This is a genomic window from Micromonospora sp. M51 (assembly GCF_018070305.1).
GTDB lineage: Bacteria > Actinomycetota > Actinomycetes > Mycobacteriales > Micromonosporaceae > Micromonospora > Micromonospora parva.
In genome coordinates this window covers 1-4,613 of sequence record NZ_JAGPXZ010000506.1, presented here as the reverse complement: position 1 = coordinate 4,613, position 4,613 = coordinate 1, and the positions used below count along the sequence as shown (strand labels likewise).

Below are 4,613 nucleotides of genomic sequence, written 5' to 3'. Positions count from 1 at the left end.
GTGGGATGGCCGCGGCGATCTTCTCCGGCGTCAGCGAGGCCAGCACACCCGCCACGATCGCCGGCTCGTCGGTGAAGTCCCGGTTGGACAGCGCGGTCAGCGCCGTCTGCAACGCGCTGAGCTGGGCGCCGATCGACCGCAGCGTGGGGTGCGCCGAGGTGAAGTTCGGGACGGTGGCATCCTCACCCAGCGCCATCCGGGTGTAGATCTGCCCGACCGGGTTGCGGCCGTCCAGCACTGTGAGGTTCTTGTGGACGGTGGCCAGCCAGTTGTGTTCTTCGGGGGTCATGTCGTCCTCCAGGAGTCCGATGGAGCTGAGGTAGCGGCGGAACAGGGGCCGCTGGTCGCGGCCCGCCTTGATGGCGTCGCGGAAGAAGCTGAAGTGGGTGTGCCAGCGGTGCGAGCTGTCGCCGCTGGTGCGCTTGCCGAGGCGGTCCCACCGCTTCACCGTGCTGCCGTCGGGGCTGTAGATGATCTCCCGGATGTCCCGGGTGTCGGCGGCGTTCGCGGCGCACTGCGCGACGCACCAGACCGAGAAGCTGGCCAGGGTGTTCGTCCGACCGCCGGAGCGGACGTCGAACTGGCCGACGTCCAGCGCCGCCGCGTCGAGGGTCAGCCCGGCCCGGTCACGGGGTGACTCGACCACCGAGTAGTCGTTGACGACCACCCGGTCCGATCCGCAGTGGTAGCCGCCCCGGTGGGCCGAGTCGCCGACGATGCCGACCTCACCCGGTTCCAGATCGTCTGGCCCGGGGGCGTTGTCGAGGTGAGTGAGAAGCAGGCTTCGGACGGCCAGAAGGTTAGCCGGGGCCCGAGTCATGAGGTCCCCCTTTCGAGAGGCGAGGACCGGGCACGACGTCACACCGCGTACGCGGTGCTGGGCTTCGAGCGAGCCCGGCCTACTGGTGCACGGCGCCGGGCGTTGACTCCACCATAGCCCGCGTTTTCGGCAAACGACCAGCTCAGAGAGGGTCTGTTCAGATTGGAGGTTGCGGTGGAGCAGAGTGGACGATCGGCAGCAACACCGCCGAGGGGTGATCCGGGTCGTGCAGAATCTGCCGCCAGCCGGCACGCAGCGTCACCGCCGCGCCGAGGGATTCCCCGGTCCCGGGGTTGCGGGCCCACCGTGGATGGGCGCCACCGGAGACCTGCACCCGCAGTCGGTGCCCGGCGGCGAACCGGTACGCGGTCGGCCACAGCGGCACCGGAACCCGCAGCGCCCCGGTGGAATCGGCCGGGAAGCGCTCGGGGGTGACCCGCACCAGACCGTCGCACACGTTCCACGAACGACCCTTGCGGTCCACGTCGCACAGCCGAACGAAGACGTCCAGGTAGGGCAGGTCGCTGTGGACGTGGATCTCAGCGCGGACCGGGCCGATCACCTCGACCGGGTCGGTCAGCGGGGCGCTGGTGTAGGTGAGCACGTCGGGGCGGGCCTCGACGGGCCGGTTGTCCACCGGGCCGGCCCGCTGGGCGACGAGCAGTGGCCCGCCCAGCGACGGGGTGGGGTCGGCGGGGTCGTAGCGGAACCGGTCCGGCGTCGACGCGACCGCTGGGCGCGCCGCCAGCTCGCCGTCAGGTTGCAGGTGCCAGGCGGTCTCGACCGCCGGTGGTGGCCAGTCCGGCAGGTCCCGCCACCCGCCGCCGGCGCCGCTGACGTACAGCCGGACGGGCGCCACCTCGGGCCGCGCCCGTCCGCCCGGTCGAGGCGTTTGCGGCAGGTGCTCGTCGAGCCACGCCAACCCCTCGCGCAGCGCGGCCACGAACAGTCCGGGGCTGCCGTGCGTCCACGGGCCGATCACCAGGCGCGACGGTGTGCCGGCGGCGCGCAGTACAGCGTGGTCGTCGAGCTGGGCGGGCAGGAAGATGTCGTGCCAGCCGGTGACCATCACCACCGGCGCCCGCACCTTCGCGACCTGGTCGGCGAAGACCCGGGTCCGCCAGTACGCGGCCTGCGGGGTGTGGTGGCGCAGCCACTCCTGGAAGAACGGAATTCTCACCCCGGTGGCCACCCGGTCGGCGTCGGCCAGGGGGAGGTGCGCCAGCGCGGCGGCCAGCCGGGGCTGCCCGCGTTTGAGCTCCCACTGCCGGGCCAGCCACGGCACGGTCTGCGCGTGCAGCAGCTCCGCCCAGGTCAGCACGGTGTCCAGGGCGAAGGACTCCCCCGCGTACGTCGAGTCCCGGGTGGCCGAGGCGGTCACCACCGCGACCATCGCGCGCAGTTCCTCGCCGGCGTCGGCGGCCAGCGCCCACTGCGCGAAGCCCTGGTAGCTGACCCCGAACATGCCGAGGTGACCGGACCACCAGGGTTGGCGACGCAGCCAGTCCAGGGTGTCCGCGCCGTCGTCGCGCTCGTGCACCAGTGGGGCGAACGTGCCACCGGACCCGCCGGTGCCCCGGCACGACTGGATCACCGCGTGTCGGCCCCGTGCGGCGAGCAGCCGACCGAGCAGCCGCAGCGGTCCGCCCCGCCCGTAGGGGGTGCGGATCAGCACGGTCGGCGCGCCGTGGTGGCCCGGGGCGTAGTGGTCGGTGCGCAGCACCACGCCGTCGCGGGTGCGCACCGGCAGGTCACGGGTGACCCGCACCGGGCCGGGGCGGGTCGGTGGCAGCCGCAGCGCGGCGCTGGCGAGGCGGGTGACGAGCCGGTCCGGCACGGTCAGCCCGTCGGGCGGCGGGGCGACTCGGGCCGGGCGGCGCGCACCGCGTCGCGGTGCGTCCGCAGGGACTCGCTCATCTCCGCCATGAAGCGGTGCACCACCGCCAGCTCGTCCTCGCTGAAGCGGTCCATCACCGTGTCGGTGCGCTCGCCCAGCGGCCGGAAGAACTCCCTGGCCAGGGTCATGCCCTGGTGGGCGTAGTGCAGCAGGACCTTGCGCCGGTCGACGGTGTCGCGGTCGCGGCGGATGTGGCCGGCCCGCTCCAGCCGGTCGATCAGGGCGGTCACCGAGCCGGAGGAGAGGTTGAGCTGCTCACCGAGGCGTCCGGGCGTGATCGGGTCACCCAGCAGCTCCGCGTCCATCACCGCGAGCAGGGCGTTCAGGTCGGTCGGGTTGAGGCCGTGCAGATTGGCGAAGGCGTGGCTCACCTGCTGGGCGTCCACCGCGTACCGCCGCAGGTTGTTGGTGATTTCCGCGACCAGCTGTTCGCGGCGCGTCTCGCGCCGCCGGTACATGCCCTGAGTCGCCACCGCGTGCCGCTTCTCCCCGTCGTCGTCTCTCGAGTTGCAGCATAGAACAGCCGCCGATAATCTCGATAATCAAGATACTTGGCACTCGAAATAATTTGGGGTCAGCTGATGTCCGTCTTCACCAGAGTCGCCCGCGGCCGGTTGGCCGCCTGGCTCACCGTGGCCGCCGCGATCGTCGTCGGCGCGGCCGTCTTCGGGCTACCCCAGCCGGACAACCCGGCGCCGGTATCCGCCAGCGGCCTCTCCGCCCAGTGGCAGTCGACCCAGGTGGAGCGACTGCAGGACCAGCTCCCGTCCAGCGAGGTCCAGCCGGCCATCGTGGTGGTCAGCCGCGACGACGGGGGCGCGCTGACCGAGGCCGACCGGGGCGCCGTCACCGCCCGCGCCGGCGACCTGGGCCGCCTCGCGGTGGGCGGGCAGATCAGCCCACCGCAGGTCTCCCCGGACGGCACCGTGGCGCTGGTCGCCGTGCCGCTCAGCATCGCCGGCGGCCAGGACGAGGTCGTCGAACAGGTCGACCAGGTACGCGACGCGCTGGCGAACCTGCCCGACGGGCTGACCGTCGAGGTGACCGGTTCACCGGCGTTCACCGCCGACCTGTCCTCGGTGTTCGACGGCGCCGACATCACCCTGCTCGCGGTGACCGCCGCCGTGGTCGCGGTGCTGCTGCTGATCACCTACCGCAGCCCGTTCCTGTGGATCGTGCCGCTGGTCGTGGTCGCCGCGACCGAGCAGCTCACCCTGCGCGCGGTGGACGTCATCGTGCCGGGTGTCGGCATCAACCTCCAGCAGGGTCAGGTCACCGGCATCGCCAGCGTGCTGGTCTTCGGCGCCGCCACCGACTACGCGCTGCTGCTCATCGCCCGCTACCGGGAGGAGTTGCGCCGCGAGGAGGACCGGTTCAGGGCGATGCGCGCCGCGCTGCGCCGCACCGCGGAGCCCATCCTCGCCAGCGGCGGCACCGTCGTGCTCGGCGTCCTCACCCTGCTGCTCAGCGAACAGGAGACCAACCGGGCCTTGGCGGTGGCCTGCGCCACCGGTGTGGTCTTCGCCATGCTCTCGGCCCTCTTCGTGCTCCCCGCCGTGCTGGTGCTCTTCGGTCGCGGGCTGTTCTGGCCGTTCGTCCCCCGCGTCGGCGGCCCGGCGCGCGAGGGTCGGCTCTGGGGTCGGCTCGGCGCGGCCGTGGAGCGCCGCCCGGTGGTGGTCGCCACCCTGGCCACCGTGCTGCTCGGCGCGCTGGCGCTGGGTGGGCTCGGCATCCGTCCCGGCCTGTCCGAGACCGAACAGTTCCGGGCCGAACCGGAGGCGGTGACCGGGGCGCAGACCCTGGCGAGGGCGTTCCCCGCCGGCAGCACCCAACCCGTCGCCGTGATCACCACCCCGGCGGCGGTGCGGGCGGTCACCGACGCCGCCAGCGCGGTAC

Annotated in this window: 4 protein-coding genes; 1 reads left to right on the top strand and 3 read right to left on the bottom strand. The window is 72.8% G+C overall.

Annotation, left to right across the window (positions count from 1 at the left end; all coding sequences use genetic code 11):
* The 3 genes from KBX53_RS23200 to KBX53_RS23190 form a co-directional block, all read right to left on the bottom strand.
* On the bottom strand, positions 1–820 hold an 820-nt coding region (locus KBX53_RS23200; RefSeq protein WP_210861620.1), incomplete at its 3' end, for a hypothetical protein.
* A gap of 157 nt (positions 821–977) precedes the next feature.
* Positions 978–2,657, bottom strand: a complete 1,680-nt coding sequence (locus KBX53_RS23195; protein ID WP_210861619.1) for a CocE/NonD family hydrolase — start codon at positions 2,655–2,657, stop codon at positions 978–980.
* A gap of 2 nt (positions 2,658–2,659) precedes the next feature.
* Positions 2,660–3,175, bottom strand: a complete 516-nt coding sequence (locus KBX53_RS23190; protein ID WP_030338019.1) for a MarR family winged helix-turn-helix transcriptional regulator — start codon at positions 3,173–3,175, stop codon at positions 2,660–2,662.
* 123 nt (positions 3,176–3,298) lie between these two features.
* Here KBX53_RS23190 and KBX53_RS23185 point away from each other — a divergent pair.
* Positions 3,299–4,613 (top strand): efflux RND transporter permease subunit (locus KBX53_RS23185; RefSeq protein ID WP_210861617.1); only part of this gene is annotated, 1,315 nt, incomplete at its 3' end.